14 protein-coding genes are annotated in these 14969 nt (G+C 66.8%); 10 read left to right on the top strand and 4 right to left on the bottom strand.

The annotated features are described in order from the left end of the window. The first annotated feature begins 141 nt into the window (after window positions 1–141). From RCH21_RS00655 to RCH21_RS00680, 6 genes are all read left to right on the top strand, one after another. On the top strand, window positions 142–1779 hold the full coding sequence (locus tag RCH21_RS00655; RefSeq protein WP_120149408.1) for a peptide ABC transporter substrate-binding protein: 1638 nt from the start codon (window positions 142–144) through the stop codon (window positions 1777–1779). 135 nt (window positions 1780–1914) lie between these two features. After that, on the top strand, window positions 1915–2841 hold the full coding sequence (locus RCH21_RS00660) for an ABC transporter permease (protein ID WP_326962794.1): 927 nt from the start codon (window positions 1915–1917) through the stop codon (window positions 2839–2841). Between the two features lie 40 nt (window positions 2842–2881). Further along, on the top strand, window positions 2882–3844 hold the full coding sequence (locus RCH21_RS00665) for an ABC transporter permease (RefSeq protein WP_120149406.1): 963 nt from the start codon (window positions 2882–2884) through the stop codon (window positions 3842–3844). An 8-nt stretch (window positions 3845–3852) separates the two neighbouring features. Further along, a complete protein-coding gene (locus RCH21_RS00670; protein WP_326962795.1) occupies window positions 3853–5568 on the top strand; it encodes an ABC transporter ATP-binding protein in 1716 nt (571 codons plus the stop codon). 216 nt (window positions 5569–5784) lie between these two features. Continuing rightward, complete coding sequence (typA, locus tag RCH21_RS00675; protein WP_120149404.1) at window positions 5785–7701, top strand: translational GTPase TypA; 1917 nt, start codon at window positions 5785–5787, stop codon at window positions 7699–7701. Window positions 7702–7714: 13 nt separating this feature from the next. Next, window positions 7715–8296: a hypothetical protein gene (locus RCH21_RS00680; RefSeq protein WP_326962796.1), complete on the top strand. Its 582-nt coding sequence runs from the start codon at window positions 7715–7717 to the stop codon at window positions 8294–8296. 15 nt (window positions 8297–8311) lie between these two features. On the opposite strand, the gene RCH21_RS00685 is transcribed toward RCH21_RS00680, so the two are convergent. Then, the gene (locus tag RCH21_RS00685) at window positions 8312–8806 is read right to left on the bottom strand and encodes an ArsR/SmtB family transcription factor (protein WP_120149546.1); all 495 of its coding nucleotides are present in this window, start codon (window positions 8804–8806) and stop codon (window positions 8312–8314) included. A gap of 99 nt (window positions 8807–8905) precedes the next feature. Beyond that, a complete protein-coding gene (locus RCH21_RS00690; RefSeq protein WP_120149402.1) occupies window positions 8906–9142 on the bottom strand; it encodes a putative acetyltransferase in 237 nt (78 codons plus the stop codon). A 132-nt stretch (window positions 9143–9274) separates the two neighbouring features. Here RCH21_RS00690 and fdxA point away from each other — a divergent pair, with 132 nt between their 5' ends. The 3 genes from fdxA (at window position 9275) to RCH21_RS00705 (ending at window position 12226) form a co-directional block, all read left to right on the top strand. Beyond that, a complete protein-coding gene (gene fdxA / locus RCH21_RS00695; RefSeq protein ID WP_120147223.1) occupies window positions 9275–9622 on the top strand; it encodes a ferredoxin in 348 nt (115 codons plus the stop codon). Between the two features lie 18 nt (window positions 9623–9640). Then, entirely contained in the window at window positions 9641–10777 is a 1137-nt protein-coding gene (dapC, locus tag RCH21_RS00700) for a succinyldiaminopimelate transaminase (protein WP_326962797.1), read from the top strand. A 165-nt stretch (window positions 10778–10942) separates the two neighbouring features. Continuing rightward, complete coding sequence (locus RCH21_RS00705; protein WP_120149399.1) at window positions 10943–12226, top strand: citrate synthase; 1284 nt, start codon at window positions 10943–10945, stop codon at window positions 12224–12226. 79 nt (window positions 12227–12305) lie between these two features. Here the strand turns inward: RCH21_RS00705 and galE are convergent, their stop codons facing one another. Beyond that, complete coding sequence (galE, locus tag RCH21_RS00710; protein ID WP_326962798.1) at window positions 12306–13331, bottom strand: UDP-glucose 4-epimerase GalE; 1026 nt, start codon at window positions 13329–13331, stop codon at window positions 12306–12308. A 125-nt stretch (window positions 13332–13456) separates the two neighbouring features. Here galE and RCH21_RS00715 point away from each other — a divergent pair, with 125 nt between their 5' ends. Then, the gene (locus tag RCH21_RS00715; protein WP_326962799.1) at window positions 13457–14071 is read left to right on the top strand and encodes a hypothetical protein; all 615 of its coding nucleotides are present in this window, start codon (window positions 13457–13459) and stop codon (window positions 14069–14071) included. Between the two features lie 19 nt (window positions 14072–14090). Here the strand turns inward: RCH21_RS00715 and RCH21_RS00720 are convergent, their stop codons facing one another. Beyond that, window positions 14091–14966, bottom strand: coding sequence for a hypothetical protein (locus RCH21_RS00720; RefSeq protein ID WP_326962800.1), 876 nt, complete (start codon window positions 14964–14966; stop codon window positions 14091–14093). Between the last annotated feature and the right edge of the window lie 3 nt (window positions 14967–14969).

Raw genomic sequence — 14969 nt, forward strand, 5'->3', positions numbered from 1 at the left:
GGGACGGGCACCCGCCGGCCGGTTGTTCAGGGAAGCAACAAATCGGGCATATGATTCTGCGGTGTGAGTTGGCCCTCGCTATTCGCGGGGCAACCGAACCGGCCACATCAGCGCCGGAAAGACCTAAACCTAGGAGGCGGAATGCGTTTCACGCGCAATTCCAAAATGCTCAGCGTCGCGGCCATCGCCGTCCTGTCGCTGAGTGCATGCGGCGGCGGAAGCACTGAATCCAGCACGGGCGGCGGCACCACAGACGCCGTCATCGTGGTGGACGGATCCGAGCCCCAGAACCCGCTGATCCCCACCAGCACCAACGAGGTGGGCGGCGGGGCAATCCTCGACCTCATCTTCGCGGGCCTCGTCAGCTACGACGCAGACGGCAAGCCCGAGAACGAGATGGCCGAGTCCATCGAGACCGAGGACGCGCAGAACTACACGATCACGCTGAAGGAAGGCAAGACCTTCACCAACGGCGACCCCGTCACCGCGAGCTCGTTCGTCGATGCCTGGAACTACGGTGCCGCCGCGAAGAACGCGCAGCTCTCCAGCTACTTCTTCGAGAGCATCGAGGGCTACGACGAGGCCAGCGCCGAGGGCTCCACCGTGGAGACCATGAGCGGCCTCACCGTCGTCGACGACCGCACGTTCACCGTGAAGCTCGCCCAGCCCGAGTCCGACTGGCCGCTGCGCCTGGGCTACAGCGCGTTCTTCCCGCTGCCCGCTGCCGCACTGCAGGATCCCGCCGCCTTCGGCGAGAACCCGATCGGCAACGGCCCGTACAAGTTCGCCTCCGAGGGCGCCTGGCAGCACAACCAGCAGATCGAACTCGTCCCCAACGACGAGTACGAGGGCACGCAGGCGGCGCAGAACGCGGGCGTGACGTTCAAGATCTACCAGAACGACACGACCGCCTACCAGGATCTCATCTCGGACAACCTCGACGTCCTGAAGACGATCCCCACGAGCGATATCAAGAACTTCAAGAACGACCTCGGTGAGCGCTCCATCGAATCGCCGTACGCGGGCAACCAGACCATCGCGATCCCGTACTACCTCCCCAACTGGGACGGCGAGGCCGGCAAGCTCCGCCGCCAGGCGATCTCCATGGCGATCAACCGCGAGGAGATCACGTCCGTGATCTTCAACAACGGCCGCACGCCCGCCAAGGACTTCACCGCACCCGTGCTCGACGGCTACAGCGAGGACCTGCCGGGCAGCGAGAACCTCGAGTACAACCCGGAGAAGGCGAAGCAGCTCTGGGAGGACGCCGAGGAAATCTCGCCGTACGACGAGTCGCAGCCCCTCACCATCGGCTACAACGCCGACAAGGGCGACCACAAGACGTGGGTCGAGGCCGTGGTGAACAACATCAAGAACGACCTCGGCATCGAGGTTGCGGGCAAGCCATACGCGACGTTCAAGGAAGCCCGCACCGAGGCCACGGAGGAAACCCTCACAGGTTCCCTGCGTGCCGGGTGGCAGGCGGACTACCCGTCGCTGTACAACTTCCTCGGACCCATCTACGCAACAGGCGCGGGATCCAACGATGCCCGCTACAGCAATGCCGAGTTCGATCAGGAACTGACCGACGGACTGGCGGCCAGCACCGTCGAGGAGGGCAACGAGGCCATGAACAAGGCCCAGGAGCAGCTCCTCGAGGACCTCCCGGCCATCCCGCTGTGGTACCAGGTCGCCCAGGGCGGCTGGAGCAACAACGTGGACAACGTCGAGTTCGGCTGGAACGGCGTTCCGCTCTACTACGCCATCACCGGCAAGTAACCCCCAGCGGTCGCGGGGCCCGCCCGGCACAGGGCGGGCCCCTTTTCCGTGTTCCAACGAAAAGGTCCAACACCTCATGAGCAACCCCCACTCGCGTCCCGACCGGACGCCCGCAGCACCGGGAGGTAGGCGCTGATGGTCTGGTACATCGTCCGACGCTTCCTGCAGCTGATCCCCGTCTTCCTCGGCGCCACCCTGCTGGTGTACTTCCTCGTCTTCAGCCTTCCCGGTGATGCCACCGCCGCCATCTGCGGTGAGCGCGGCTGCACTCCCGCCGTCGTCGCAGGACTGCGTGAGCAGTACAACCTCGACCAGCCCTTCTGGATCCAGTACCTGCTCTACCTCAAGGGCGTCCTCACCTTCGATCTCGGCACCAACTTCTCCGGGCGGCCCATCGCCACGATCATCGCCGAGGTCTTCCCGACCACGGCGAAGCTCGCCATCATGGCCCTCGTCATAGAAGCCTTCTTCGGGATCGTCTTCGGCCTGATCGCAGGCCTCCGCAAGGGGAAGATCTTCGACTCCTCGGTCCTGGTCCTGTCCCTGGTCGTCATCGCCGTACCCATCTTCGTGCTCGGCTTCCTGATGCAGTTCCTGATCGGCGTGAAGCTCCAGTGGACCAACCCCACCGTCAGCGGGGATGCGACCTTCTCGGAGCTGCTCCTGCCGGCCGTGGTCCTCGGACTGGTGTCCTTCGCCTACGTGCTGCGCCTCACCCGCACGAGCATCATCGAGAACGTCAACGCGGACTACGTCCGCACGGCGACGGCCAAGGGCCTCAGCCGCAGGCGTGTGGTCGTCGTGCACGTCCTCCGCAACTCCCTGATCCCCGTCGTCACCTTCCTCGGAGCCGACCTCGGTGCCCTCATGGGCGGCGCGATCGTCACCGAGGGGATCTTCAACGTCAACGGGGTAGGCAACACGCTCTACCGGGCCGTGCTCAACGGTGACGGACCGATGGTCGTCTCGATCGTCACGTTCCTGATCCTCATCTTCTGCCTCGCGAACCTGCTGGTGGATCTCCTGTACGCGTGGCTGGACCCAAGGATTCGATATGCCTGAACCAACATCCCTACCCGCCCCCACCGAGGCGCCAACCCCCATGGCCCGCACCAAGACGTCCGCCTACCCCATCGAGCACTTCGTCGCCGATCCCGACGAGACGCCCGTGCGGGCCACGGACAGCACGGTGTCCGACGCCGCTCCCCGCAGCCTGTGGAGCGAGGCATGGCGCAGCCTGAGGCGCCAGCCGCTGTTCATCATCAGCGCGGTCCTGATCCTCGCGGTCATCTTCGTGGCGCTGTTCCCGGGCCTCTTCACGAACGAGCCGCCCAACGAGAACTGCCTGCTCGCGAACTCCGACGGCGGGCCCGCCCCCGGGCACCCGCTCGGCTTCACGGTGCAGGGCTGCGACATCCTGTCCCGCGTGGTCCACGGCACGCAGTCATCACTGACCGTCGGACTCTTCGCGACGATCGGTGTCGTCCTGATCGGCGGCCTCATCGGTGCCCTCGCCGGCTTCTTCGGCGGCTGGGTCGATGCCATCCTCGCCCGGGTGGGTGACATCTTCTTCGCGCTGCCGCTGATCCTCGGCGCGATCGTCGTCGTGCAGCTCCCCGTCTTCCAGCAGAACCGAAACGTGTGGACGCTGGTGGTCATCCTCGTCACGTTCGGCTGGCCGCAGATAGCCCGCATCACGCGGGCTGCCGTCATGGAGGTGCGCAACGCGGACTTCGTGACGGCAGCCCGATCACTCGGGGTGTCGCCGCTGGGCGCCCTGGTGAAGCACGTCATCCCGAACGCGCTCGCACCGGTCATCGTCATCGCGACGATCTCCCTCGGCACCTTCATCGTGGCGGAGTCGACGCTGTCGTTCCTGGGGATCGGACTGCCGCCGGACGTCATGTCCTGGGGGAACGACATCTTCTCGGCGAAGCCGTCGCTCCGCAGCAATCCGATGGCCATCTTCTGGCCGGGCCTCGCCCTGTCGATCACCGTTCTGAGCTTCATCATGCTGGGCGATGCCCTGCGTGACGCTCTCGATCCGAAGGCGCGTAAGCGATGAGCAGCAGCATGAGAGATGACACGACCCCGTCCTCGGCGACGCCGGCCACGTCCGACCTGCCGACGCCGCTGCTGGAGCTCCGCGATCTCGCCATCACCTTCTCGACGTCGAACGGGGAGGTCGAGGCGGTGCGGAACGCACATCTCACGGTGATGCCCGGTGAGACCGTCGCGATCGTGGGTGAGTCGGGTTCGGGCAAGTCGACGACGGCGCTGGCTGCCATCGGACTGCTGCCCGCCAACGGGCGCGTCTCGAACGGCAGCATCATCTTCGACGGCGAGGACATTACCTCCGCCTCGGAGAAGCGCATCGTCGAGCTTCGCGGTTCGTCGATCGGCATGGTGCCCCAGGATCCGATGTCCAACTTGAATCCGGTGTGGAAGATCGGATTCCAGGTGAAGGAGACCCTGAAGGCCAACGGCCTGCCCAGCGGCACCCAGGACGTGGCGAAGGTGCTCTCGGAAGCGGGACTGCCGGACGCCGAGTCCCGCGCCAACCAGTACCCGCACGAATTCTCGGGCGGTATGCGCCAGCGTGCCCTGATCGCCATAGGGCTGTCCTGCCGCCCCCGCCTGCTCATTGCCGACGAGCCGACATCGGCCCTCGACGTGACCGTGCAGCGGCAGATCCTGGACCACCTCGACACCATGACGGAGGAGCTCGGCACCGCAGTCCTGCTCATCACGCATGACCTCGGGCTCGCTGCCGAGCGCGCCCACAAGGTGATCGTCATGTACAAGGGCCAGGTCGTCGAGGCCGGTCCGGCGCTCGAGCTGCTGACCAACCCGCGCCACCCGTACACGCAGAAGCTCGTGGCGTCCGCGCCGTCGATCGCGTCACGGCGCATCGAATCGGCGAAGAGGGCCGGCATCGAGACGATGGACCTGCTGGCGCCGGCCGCAGTGAAGGCAGCGTCCCTGGACACGGTGATCGAGGTCGAGGACCTGACCAAGGTCTTCAAGATCCGCGGAAGCTGGGGCAGGTCGACCGACTTCACCGCCGTGGACAAAGTGTCCTTCTCGATCGCACGCGGCACCACCACCGCGGTGGTCGGCGAGTCCGGTTCGGGCAAGTCGACCGTCGCGAAGTTGGTCCTCGGACTGGACGGCGCGACGTCGGGCAGCATCCGCTTCGACGGCGTGGATATCACCACGCTCGGACGGAAGGAGATGTTCGACTTCCGGCGCCGCGTGCAACCGATCTTCCAGGATCCCTATGGCTCGCTGGATCCGATGTACAACATCTACCGGACCATCGAGGAGCCGTTGCGCGTGCACGGCATCGGCAACGCGAAGAGTCGCGAGAAGAAGGTCCGCGAGCTGCTCGACCAGGTGGCTCTGCCATCCGCCATGATGCAGCGCTTCCCGAACGAGCTCTCCGGGGGACAGCGCCAGCGGGTGGCCATCGCCAGGGCCCTGGCCCTCGATCCGGAGGTGGTCATCTGCGACGAGGCGGTCTCGGCGCTCGATGTGCTGGTGCAGGCGCAGATCCTGAACCTGCTCGCCGACCTGCAGTCCGACCTCGGTCTGAGCTACCTCTTCATCACGCACGACCTGGCGGTGGTCCGCCAGATCGCCGACCACGTGGCCGTCATGGAGAAGGGGAAGCTCGTGGAGCAGGGGACCACCGACGAGGTGTTCGACAACCCTGGAACCGCCTATACGCAGGCCCTGCTGGCAGCGATCCCCGGAGCGGGACTCGTCCTGCCGCCCGAGGTCGCCTGACGCGCGGCCGTCCCTCATCCGGGCGGTGAACCCATAGCCGACGACGGCGGCCCACCTCGCGGAGGGCCGCCGTCGTTGTGCGCCCACAGCGGATTCCGGGCGCCGTCGACAGGTCGCATTAGGTCTGTTTTTATCCAACGTTTAGACTGGAGACAGGGCGTGCAGTGCAGCCGCCGCCACTTTCCCCGCAGCAGATACCGAATTGAGTAATAACGCATGTCTGAAACCACAGGCAATACCGCTGTCCGCAGCGATCTCCGCAACGTAGCCATCGTGGCTCACGTTGACCACGGAAAAACCACCCTGGTCGACGCCATGCTGAAGCAGACCAACTCGTTCGCGGCTCACGGCGATGTAGCCGACCGCGTCATGGACTCCGGTGACCTCGAGCGCGAGAAGGGCATCACCATCCTCGCGAAGAACACCACCGTGTTCTACGACGGCCCCGCAGCCAAGGGCGAGACCATCACCATCAACGTCATCGACACCCCGGGCCACGCCGACTTCGGTGGTGAGGTCGAGCGCGGCCTGTCCATGGTCGATGGCGTCGTGCTGCTCGTCGACGCGTCCGAGGGCCCGCTGCCCCAGACCCGTTTCGTGCTCCGCAAGGCCCTCGCGGCCAAGCTCCCCGTCATCCTGCTGGTCAACAAGACCGACCGCCCGGACTCCCGCATCGAGGAGGTCGTCAGCGAGTCGATGGACCTGCTCCTGGGCCTCGCCTCGGACCTCGCGGACGAGGTTCCCGACCTCGACCTGGACCTGATCCTGAACGTGCCCGTGGTCTACGCCGCAGCGCGCGCCGGTGCCGCGTCGATCGAGCAGCCCGAAGATGGCACCATCCCCGCGAACGACAACCTGGAGCCCCTGTTCCAGACGATCATCGATCACATCCCGGCGCCCCGGTACAACCCGAACGGGGTCCTTCAGGCTCACGTCACCAACCTGGATGCATCACCGTTCCTCGGCCGGCTCGCCCTCCTGCGCATCTTCAACGGCACCCTCCGCAAGGGCCAGACCGTCGCCTGGGCACGCCAGAACGGCGAGCTGAAGACCGTCAAGATCACCGAGCTCCTCGCCACGAGGGCGCTCGACCGTGTTCCTACCGATTCCGCCGGACCCGGCGAGATCGTCGCGGTCGCCGGTATCGAGGGCATCACCATCGGTGAGACCCTGACCGACGTCGACAATCCCCAGCCCCTGCCCCTGATCACCGTCGACGACCCCGCGATCTCCGTCACCATCGGTATCAACACCTCGCCGCTCGCGGGCAAGGTCAAGGGCGCCAAGGTCACAGCGCGCCAGGTCAAGGACCGCCTCGACAAGGAGCTGGTCGGCAATGTGTCGCTTCGCGTCCTTCCCACCGCCCGCCCCGACGCCTGGGAGGTCCAGGGCCGCGGCGAGCTCGCCCTCGCCATCCTCGTCGAGCAGATGCGCCGCGAAGGATTCGAGCTCACGGTCGGCAAGCCGCAGGTGGTCACCAAGACCATCGACGGCAAGCTCCACGAGCCCATGGAGCACATGACCATCGACGTGCCCGAGGAGTACCTCGGCGGCGTCACCCAGCTCATGGCCGCCCGCAAGGGCCGCATGACCAACATGGCCAACCACGGTACCGGCTGGGTCCGCATGGAATTCATCGTTCCCGCGCGAGGCCTGATCGGTTTCCGCACCCGCTTCCTGACGGACACCCGCGGTGCCGGCATCGCGGCATCGATCTCCGAGGGCTACGAGCCCTGGGCCGGTGACATCGAGTACCGCACCAACGGTTCGATGATCGCAGACCGCGCTGGTGTCGTGACCCCGTTCGCCATGATCAACCTGCAGGAGCGCGGCTCGTTCTTCGTGCAGGCCACCTCCGAGGTGTACGAGGGCATGATCGTCGGCGAGAACTCCCGCGCCGACGACATGGAGGTCAACATCACGAAGGAAAAGAAGCTCACCAACATGCGTGCGGCCTCCTCCGACACCTTCGAGAACCTGACCCCGCCGCGCAACCTGACGCTCGAGGAATCCCTCGAGTTCGCCCGCGAGGACGAATGCGTCGAGGTCACGCCGGAGACCATCCGCATCCGCAAGGTCATCCTGGACGCGAACGAGCGCATGCGCGCCTCCCGTTCACGCGCCCGCGTGTAACGCCAGCACCACCGTGGCAAACGACGACGCCGGCACCTTCCCTGCAGGGAAGGGCCGGCGTTCGGCGTTCCCGGCATCGGACGGTCCCGGGAATGGCGGCGGCGCTTCGGCGGGTGCCGCCGTCGCCCAGGAGATGGTGGGTGACGCTGCTCCCGATGGGGCAGGTAAGGTCCCAAGCGGCCATCGCACCGCGCGCGGCGCCTCTGCGCCCGGTCGCACGGCGGCGGTGCTCGCCGCCGTGGCCGGAGGCATCGCGGCGGCGATCCTGGGCACCCTGCTGCACGGCCAGTTGCTGCACGTGGGAGTTACGGACGTTCCCGCCGGGGCCCTGGCTGCACTGGTGCTTGCCGGAAGCGTGTTCCTGCTGTGCGGGCTATGGGCGCGGAACGTCACCATCACCGCTGTTGCCGGGGCGGTCGCCTACGGCGTCGTGGCACTGCTCTCGACGTCGTCGAAGACCCTCATCCTCACCGGGTCGTCGGAAGCGGCCCCGGGAACGGCCCTGGCCGGGAACATCTGGCTGTTCGGGGTGCTCGTGGTGACGCTCGGCGCCGTGGTGGTCGGGAGCATCCTGCTGCGTCCGCGGCGGCCTTAGGCCGACCACTCAGTGTCAGTCGGCCGTGCGGTCCAGATGGTGCGCGAGCATGATCGACGTCGCCGTCCCGTCCTCATCGGGACCACGCCCGGCGTAGTCCTCGAAAACGGCCCGTATGCGGCCCATCATCTCCTCGCGGTTTGCATCATTCAGCCGGACGCCGAGGCGCCACACATCGATGTCCGACGGCTGCAGGCCCTCGATCTCCTGCAGGAACGTCTCGACCAGGACGGGCGCAGAATTGGGGATCCGGCTGTGCCAGGACAATCCGGTGGCACGGTAGGGAATCTCCTTGGCGCCGCGGTTGCCTGTCCTGGCGTCTTCGGCGGCGAGGAAGCCGGTGGACAGCAGGGTCCGCACGTGGTGGAGGGCTGTCGCCGGGTTCAGGTCGAGCGTCTCCGCGATCTCCTTGTTGGTCCTCGCCTTGTGGAGGCACAGGCGCAGGATGCGGAGCCGGACAGGGGAGCTGAGCGCCCGTCCGCGGGCCTGGAGGTCCTCGTCTAAGTCCATCCCCCGATTGTACGTGAGCACGACCGATTGATTGACAGGTCCCAACCACTGTGACGGGCAAGGGTGGCACGCCTGATGCGAAGCCTTCGGGCGCCGGCCCTAAGGCGGAGAACGGCGCGGAGTGCGGCGCGGAGGCGCAGGTGGGACCGCCTTCGCAGCCGTGATCTCGGTGAGCAGGACGACGTCGTCGCCCCTGCGCGTCCGAACCGTGCACGTGGTCGCATCGAGGGCGATCAGGTTCCCGAGGGAGTCCGTGTAACCGTCGTCGAGGCGACGACGGACCACGACCCTCGTGGTCAGGGGGAGGGACGCGAGGAGGTCGGCGGGGGTCTGCACCCATCAAGGGTAGGCCCGCCGGGCTTCCGGTGGCCGCCCGGCCGACGGTCCTGCTGGGGTGGGCCGTTGCGTTAAGCTGGAGACCGCACCGAGGGTGCGTCAGCGACCCAGTTCCAAGGAAAGGCGTGGGAAGTGACCTACGTAATTGCGCAGCCGTGCGTGGATGTCAAGGACAAGGCCTGTATCGAGGAGTGCCCTGTCGACTGCATCTACGAGGGTGAACGGTCGCTCTACATCCACCCCGATGAGTGCGTGGACTGCGGGGCGTGCGAGCCCGTGTGCCCCGTCGAGGCGATCTACTACGAGGACGACACCCCCGAGCAGTGGGCCGAGTACTACAAGGCCAACGTGGAGTTCTTCGACGTGCCCGCCCCCACCGGCCCGGCCCTCGGATCACCCGGCGGAGCGGCGAAGGTCGGCAACACGGGCTTCGACCACCCGATCATCGCGGTCCTCCCGCCCCAGAACCAGCCCGCCTAAGTGGCGTCCGGGGAGCCGATGTCCTTCGGCCTGCATCTGCCGGACTACCCGTGGGACGCGATGGCTCCCTACCAGGAGGTTGCCGCCCGGCACGCGGACGGCATCGTCAACCTGTCCATCGGCACACCCGTCGATCCCACGCCCACTCTTGTCCAGGACGCGCTCGCCGCAGCCGCGGACGCCCACGGCTACCCGACGACGCACGGCACCCTCGGGCTGCGCAGGGCGATCAGTGACTGGTTCGCGCGCCGCAGGGGAGTGGCCGGACTGGACCCGGACGACATCCTGCCGACTGTCGGGTCCAAGGAACTTGTGGCCTGGCTGCCCCTCCTGCTCGGCCTGGGGAAGGGCGACGTCGTCGTGCGCCCGACGGTCGCGTACCCCACCTACGACATCGGTGCCCACCTCGCCGGAGCCACACCCGTACCCGCCGATTCCCTTGCAGACCTCCCCGAGGACGTCCGCAGCAGGGTGAAGCTGGTCTGGATCAACTCACCGGGCAACCCGACGGGCGAGGTGCTCGACGTCGACAGCCTGCGCGGCATCGTCGACGACGCCCGCGCGCTCGGCGCCGTCGTCGCATCGGATGAGTGCTACGGCGAGCTCGGCTGGGATTCCTGGGATCCCGCGCAGGGCGGACGGCCGGTCCCGAGCGTCCTGGACCCCCGGGTCTGCGGAGGTGCGCACCATCTCCTGCTCGCGGTCTACTCGCTGAGCAAGCAGTCCAACCTCGCCGGCTACCGTGCTGCCTTCACGGCAGGAGACCCTGCGATCATCGCCAGTCTCGTCAACTCGCGCAAGCACGCCGGGATGATCGTCCCGTACCCGGTGCAGGAAGCCATGCGCGTGGCCCTCGGGGACGACGCACACGTCGCGGACCAGAAGGACCTGTACCGCCGTCGTCGTGCCCTGCTCATCCCGGCCCTCGAAGCTGCGGGTTTCACGATTCGAGGCTCGGCCGCAGGACTGTATCTCTGGGCGTCGAACGGGCGGCCGACCTGGGACACGATCGGCTGGCTCGCGGATCTCGGGATCCTTGCCGGGCCCGGGGTGTTCTACGGTGACGCCGGTGAGGGCTTCATCCGGGTCGCACTCACGGGCAGCGACGAGAGGATCGAGGCGGCCGTCAGCCGTCTTGCACACGCAGTCCGCTGAAGGGCACTGGTTTCCTTCCACGGCGAGGGTCAGCAGGATTAGTGGTGGAGGGCTGCCTGACGGTAGCGTTTGACGCTGTATGTGCGATCGCCGGAGTGACGTCTGTCCTCCTGTGTAGCGATGATTCGTGGTGACACCCTCGCTCCAGCTCCTGAAGGAGAATCAATGACAGAGCAGAAAGCTGCCTCCCTGCATTACGACGGCGGGAAGCTCAGCCTGCCGCTGGTGCCCGCTGTCGAAGGCAACAACGGCTACGACGTGTCGAAGCTGCTGAAGCAGACGGGCCAGGTCACCTATGATCCCGGCTTCATGAACACCGCGGCCACCTCGTCCGCGATCACCTATATCGACGGCGATGCCGGCATCCTGCGCTACCGCGGGTACCCGATCGAGGAACTGGCGAAGCACTCCAGCTTCCTCGAGGTCTCCTACCTCCTCATCTACGGGAACCTGCCGACTCCCGAGGAACTCACCGGGTTCGACGGGCGCATCCGCCGCCATACGCTGCTGCACGAGGAGCTCAAGGGTTTCTTCGGTGGCTTCCCCCGCGACGCGCACCCGATGCCCGTGCTGTCCTCGGCCGTCTCGGCGCTGTCCACGTTCTACCAGGACTCGCTCGACCCGTTCGACGACGAGCAGGTGGAGCTGTCGACGTTCCGCCTCATGGCCAAGCTGCCCGTGATCGCGGCCTATGCCCACAAGAAGTCCATCGGCCAGCCGATGCTCTACCCGGACAACTCCATGAACCTCGTGGAGAACTTCCTGCGGCTGTCCTTCGGCCTGCCTGCGGAGCCCTACGACCTCGACCCGATGATGGTCAAGGCCCTGGACCTGCTGCTCATCCTGCACGCGGACCACGAGCAGAACTGCTCGACGTCGACCGTCCGTCTCGTCGGCAGCTCCAACGCGAACATGTTCGCGTCCGTCTCCGCCGGCATCAATGCACTCTTCGGTCCGCTGCACGGCGGCGCCAACGAGGCCGTGCTGAACATGCTGCGCGACATCCAGACCAAGGGCATGCAGCCCGAGGACTTCATGGAGAAGGTCAAGAACAAGGAAGACGGCGTGAAGCTCATGGGCTTCGGGCACCGCGTCTACAAGAACTACGACCCGCGCGCGAAGATCGTCAAGGCCACCGCCCACGACATCCTCAACAAGCTCGGTGGGAACGACGAACTGCTCGACATCGCGATGCGGCTCGAGGAGAAGGCGCTCGCCGATGATTACTTCATCGAGCGGAAGCTGTACCCGAACGTGGACTTCTACACGGGCCTCATCTACAAGGCGATGGGCTTCCCGGAGAAGATGTTCACCGTGCTGTTCGCCATCGGTCGGCTGCCGGGCTGGATCGCCCAGTGGCGCGAGATGATGCAGGATCCGCAGACGAAGATCGGCCGTCCGCGCCAGTTGTACACGGGTGAGGGAGAACGTCACTACCCCGCCAGCTGATCATCCTGCTGATTCCCGTGCTCGAACGACGGCGGCTGCCCACCTTCCCAGGTGGGCGGCCGCCGTCGTCGTGAGGGTGCTAGCTGCTCTGCTCCGTCGCGTACCCCTGCGGGTTGTGCTTCTGCCAGCGCCAGTGGTCCTCGCACATCTCGGCGAGCGTGCGGGTCGCAGACCAGCCGAGGTCGGCGAGGGCCGAGGACGGGTCCGCGTAGCTGACGGCGGCGTCACCCGGCCGGCGGGGAGCGAATGCGTAGGGGATGTCCCGGCCGACGGCCGCGGAGAAGGCGGCGAGGACCTCGAGGACAGAGGAGCCGTTGCCGGTTCCGAGGTTCCAGGTGTGCACGCCGCCCTGCCGGACGAGGTAGTCGAGCGCGGCGAGATGGCCTGCGGCGAGGTCGACGACGTGGATGTAGTCGCGGATGCCCGTACCGTCCGGCGTCGGGTAGTCGTTGCCGAACACCATCACCTTCTCGCGCCGGCCCACGGCCACCTGCGCCACGAAGGGCAGGAGATTGTTCGGGGTGCCGGTGGGATCCTCACCGATGGTGCCCGAGGAATGGGCGCCCACGGGATTGAAGTAGCGCAGCAGGGCGATGCTCCAGCGCGGATCCGCCGCTCCGAGGTCGGTCAGGATGTCCTCGATCTGTTCCTTGGTGCGGCCGTAGGGATTGACGGCGTCGAGCGGGAGCTTCTCGGTGAGGGGGACCTCCTCCGACGCCCCGTAGACGGTGGCGGAGGAGCTGAAGACGAGGGTGCGGACATCGGCATCGTCCATCACGCGCAGCAGGTTCAGGGTGCCGCCGACATTGTTGTGGTAGTAGTACAGCGGCTTCTCGACGGATTCTCCGACCGCCTTGAGGCCGGCGAAGTGGATGACGGCGTCCACCTTCTCCTCGGCGAAGATCTCCCGGAGCCGGGCCTCGTCGAGGAGGTCGGCCTTGTGGAACGTCGGCGTGCGGCCCGCGAGTGTCGCAACGCGCTGCAACGACGTCTCGGTGGAGTTCAGCAGGTTGTCGACGACGACGACGTCATGGCCGCTGTCGAGGAGGGTGAGGACGGTATGGGAGCCGATGTAGCCACTGCCACCGGTAACGAGGATCTTCATGGTCCCATCCTAGGCGGGGCCCTTCCTGCCCCGCAGAACGACGCATCGAATCGCTGTCCGACCTCTGGAGCGCCGTCGGTCCGAGGTCTAAAGTAGGAGCAGCCTGACTGGTGCGAAGGAGGCCCATGTCGTACTCCGAATCCCGCTACAGCGCGTACTTCACCGTCGATACTTCGGAAGTACTGCTCGTGGCGCTCTACCTGCGGGACTGCGCGGGATTACGGGGAATCGGCAGGCCGGCACTGCCGCCCGTCATCCCCGCGGTCCGCACCGTCGACACGCGGCGCCTCACGGATCCCTTCGGTGGATCGGCAGCCTTGCGGGTCGAGTGGGAAGCCTGGTGGCACGGTCTCATCGGTCGCCGGATCAGCGAGGCCGTCCTTCCCGTTCCGCCGCTGTTCGAGGCGCTCGACGGCATGGAGGCCCTCAAGGCACTGCTGAGGGCGCATTTCGGGGCGGCCATGGACTGGGCGGAGGAGAGGTGCGCCGAGTATGCCCTGCACGCCGGGGCCCGCGGCGTCGGCAGCATGGAGTATCTCCTGGCACGCATCATCGAGGAACGGGAGCTGGAACTGGGCCGCGCGGCACGCCGCTTCAGCCTGCAGGTCGTCGAACTGCCGCTCGGTGTCCGCCGTGCCTGGTGGGTCGAACCGGGAACACTCCTGATGTGCCAGGAACTGTTCGACGACGAGCGCTCCTTCCGCAGCTATGTGGAGCCCGTCATCAAAATGCTGGCGTGACAGTCGACGCCAGGTGGTATCAGGGCGTTGCGCCCGCGACGGCGATCGTCAGGGTGCCGGGTTCGGTCGTCGTCGAGGTCCAGCCGCCGTCCGACCGCGTCCATTCCAACCCGGAGTAGGACACGGTGGTGATGTGCAGCGCGGAGGCGTTCGCCACGGCCCACTGGGCGGCCGCCCATCCGAGCGTCCCCGTGACGTCCACGGTCAGTCGGGTACCGTCGGCAGCGCCCCCCAGCGGTCCGAAGACCTCGTCGGCGGCGATCGAAACGGCCAACGCGTCGCCCGTGCCTGTCGGTTCACGGAGTGTGCAGTCGAGCGCAGCGGGAGAATTACCCGTCAGCGCGGACGCGAAGGCGCGGCCCTCCGGCTCGTGATCGGCGTAGGCCTGCGGGAACGCCGACCGCTGGACGGTCTGCGCCGCCTCCGTGATAGGGAGCGACTCATAGTCCGGGACCTCGACCAGCGCGTCGTAGAAGGCGCCCGTGGCATACAGGGGTGTCATGATCTGCTCCTGCGTGCCCCATCCCTGGGATGGACGCTGCTGGAACAGGCCGCGGGAGTCCGGACCGGCGTCGTCGCCGTAGTCGATGTTCTCCAGCCGCGATTCCTGGAAAGCGGTCGCTATGGCGATCGACGCGGCGCGGGCAGGCAATCCGCGGTTGACGGCGACACCCGAGATGAGTGCCGCGTTGCCCGCCTGCGTCGGGGTGAGCTCGAACGTGTCGGCGCCCACGGTGGCGCTGCAGCGTTCGCGCACCAGCACCTCGCTCTGGTCGAGTTGGTGCACGGCGACGACGGACCCACCCACGACCACGACGCCCAGCGCTGCGAGCATGGCTGCTGTCCGGACGCGGCGGCGGCGACGGACTGCAACGGAAGGACGGGTCGGTGCCATGCG

This window comes from Arthrobacter sp. PL16, from assembly GCF_035985055.1.
Classification (GTDB): Bacteria; Actinomycetota; Actinomycetes; order Actinomycetales; family Micrococcaceae; genus Arthrobacter_D; species Arthrobacter_D cheniae.